The organism is Paracoccus sp. (in: a-proteobacteria) (assembly GCF_030536915.1).
Classification (GTDB): domain Bacteria; phylum Pseudomonadota; class Alphaproteobacteria; order Rhodobacterales; family Rhodobacteraceae; genus Paracoccus.
Genome location: NZ_JAUNPC010000171.1, coordinates 1 through 2,808, shown reverse-complemented (window position 1 = coordinate 2,808; position 2,808 = coordinate 1). Strand labels below are relative to the sequence as shown.

Sequence of the window (2,808 nt, the reverse complement as noted above, 5' to 3'; positions counted from 1 at the left end):
CGACCTACGCCGTCTTCGCCTCGCGCCGGGCCTATGACTTCATCGCCATGGCGATCGCCGAGGAAAACCTGCCGGTCAAGATCTGCTGCGCCCTGCCGGGGCTGACCACCGGCTATGGGCCGAGCCACCAGGCGACCGAGGACCTGGCGATCTTTCGCGGCCTGCCTAACATGACGATCATCGACCCCTGCGACGCCGACGACATCATCGGCATGGTGCCGCAGATCGCCGCGCATGACGGACCCGTCTATGCCCGCCTGCCGCGCGGCAAGGTGCCGAGCGTCCTGACGCGCCACAAGCCCGACTACCGCTTCCAGCTGGGCAAGGCCCAGGTGATCCGGGACGGACGGGACGTGCTGATCATCTCGACCGGCTTCATGACCATGCGCGCGCTGGACGCGGCCGAACGGCTCGCCGCGGACAACGTGGATGTCGCCGTGCTGCACGTACCGACGATCAAGCCCTTCGACGCCGCGACGATCCTCGCCGAAGCGGGCCGGGGTGGTCGCCTGGTCGTCACGGCCGAGAACCACACGGTCGTCGGCGGTCTGGGCGAGGCGGTGGCCAGCACGCTGCTAACGAACGGGATCACGCCCACGTTCCGCATGATCGGGCTGCCCGACCAGTTCCTCGAGGCCGGCGCGCTGCCGACGCTGCACGAGATGTACGGTCTGACCGTCGACAAGGTCGCCGAACGGATCAGGGGCTGGCTCTGACCGCCACAGAATTCTGAGATCGCAACAGAGAGGAAAGAGGCCATGGGGCTTCTGACGGACAAGTATGCCATCGTGACGGGCGCGGCCTCGGCGCGCGGCCTGGGCAAGGCAACCGCCGCGATGTTCGCGGAACATGGCGCAACGGTGGCCATCCTGGACCTGGACGCCGCCGCCGCCGAGGCCGCGGCGGCCGACCTGGGCGAGGGGCATGTGGGCCTGGCCTGCAACGTAACCGACAAGGCAGGCTGCGAGGCTGCGGTCAGGGCGCTGCTGGACCGATGGGGCCGGATCGACGTGCTGGTCAACAATGCCGGCATCACCCAGCCGCTGAAGATCATGGACATTGCACCACAGAACTATGACGCCGTGCTCGATGTGAACCTGCGCGGCACGCTCTACATGAGCCAGGCGGTGATCCCGGCCATGCGCGCGCAAAAGTCGGGCAGCATCGTCAACCTCAGCTCGGTCTCGGCGCAGCGCGGGGGCGGCATCTTCGGCGGACCGCACTACTCAGCCGCCAAGGCAGGCGTCCTGGGCCTGACCAAGGCCATGGCGCGCGAGCTTGCCCCCGACAATGTCCGCGTGAACGCGATCTGTCCCGGCTTCATCGCGACCGACATCACTGCGGGCAAGCTGACGCCCGAGATGAACGAACAGATTCTCGCCGGCATTCCGATGGGGCGTGCGGGCGCAGCCTCCGATGTCGCCGGCTGTGCGCTGTTCCTGGCCTCGGACCTGTCGGCCTACTGCACCGGCACGGAAGTGGACGTGAACGGAGGTTCGCTGATCCACTGAACACCTGTCCCGCCGCGAGGAGGCGGCGGGCGAATTCAATCCTTGGGAGGAAACCTCATGAAACGCATCACTCTTGCAGCGCTGCTCTGCACTGCTGCTCTGTCGGGCATGGCCCATGCCGAAACCGTCATCCTTGCCCATGCGCAGCCGCCGGGCAATCCGCGGTCGCTGGCGGCCGACTTCTTCGCCGAAAAGGTGGCGGCCTGCAGCAACGGCAACATCACCGTCAGCGTGGCCGGCGCCGCGACGATGGGCGACGATGTCGAGGCGCTGACCTCGACCTCGGCCAACGTGATCCAGATGACGGCGAACAGCCAGGGCGCGACCGCGCAGATCGTGCCCGAGCTGAACGTGATCGGCATGCACTAACTGTTCCAGGATGCGCAGACGTCCTGGTCGGTGATCGACGGCGACATCAGGGGCATGATCGACGAGCGCTCGCAGGCGCCCGGCCTGAAGCTGCTGGGCTTCTGGGACAATGGCATCCGCCACGTCACCCATCTGTCCAAGTCGATCACCACGCCCGCCGATCTTGAGGGCGTCAAGATCCGCACGCCGCCGGATGACATGACCATCTCGATCTTCAACACGCTGAAGGCCAATCCCGCGCCGCTGACCTTTGCCGAGCTGCCGACTGCGCTCCAGTCCGGCGTCTTCGAGGCGCAGGAAAATCCGCTGACGAACATCTATTCGTCCAAGCTGCACGAGATCACGAAGTACATCTCGCTGACCGGCCACAAGTACGAGACCTCGCCCCTGCTGGCCAGCATGGCCTGGTGGGCGTCGCTCTCGCCCGAGAACCAGGCCTGCGTCCAGCAGTCCGCAGACGAGGCGACGGCCTTCCAGCGCGACACGGCGCAGAAGGCGGAAACCGAGGTCCGGGCCAAGCTGGAACAGGAAGGTGCGATCATCACGGAACTGGCTGACCGGCAGGCCTTCATCGACGCGACGGCCAGTGTCTATGACGAATGGCGCGAACGCTTCCCCGAGCTGGTCGACAAGATCGTGGCGGAGGCGCGGAAATGACCAGCCCCGCACCCGTCATGAGCAAGGAGGACGGGCGCCCGGCGCCCTCCATCCTGCGGAACATCGTTTCCACGCTGGAGATGTCCGGCCGGCTGATCTGCGTCGTGACTCTGGTCGTGCTGTTCATCGGGCTGATGGCGAACGTGATCCTGCGTTATGCGTCCGGCCGCGGTCTCGACTGGGCCTACGACATCCACGCGATCCTCCTGCCTTGGCTGATCGCCGGGGGCGTCGTCATCGCCACGGTGCAAAGCCGCAACATCGCGATCAC

3 protein-coding genes and 1 pseudogene are annotated in these 2,808 nt (G+C 66.3%); all 4 read left to right on the top strand.

Annotated features, from left to right (window positions below; all coding sequences use genetic code 11):
* The coding region (locus Q4F04_RS15325; protein ID WP_303370657.1) for a transketolase family protein at positions 1-716 on the top strand (716 nt) is incomplete at its 5' end.
* 42 nt (positions 717-758) lie between these two features.
* Positions 759-1,511 (top strand): SDR family NAD(P)-dependent oxidoreductase, encoded by a 753-nt coding sequence (locus Q4F04_RS15320; protein ID WP_303370656.1) that lies wholly within the window; start codon positions 759-761, stop codon positions 1,509-1,511.
* Between the two features lie 57 nt (positions 1,512-1,568).
* Positions 1,569-2,537 (top strand): annotated as a pseudogene (locus tag Q4F04_RS15315) (TRAP transporter substrate-binding protein).
* On the top strand, positions 2,534-2,808 hold a 275-nt coding region (locus tag Q4F04_RS15310), incomplete at its 3' end, for a TRAP transporter small permease subunit (protein WP_368660739.1). The pseudogene Q4F04_RS15315 and the gene Q4F04_RS15310, both read left to right, overlap by 4 nt.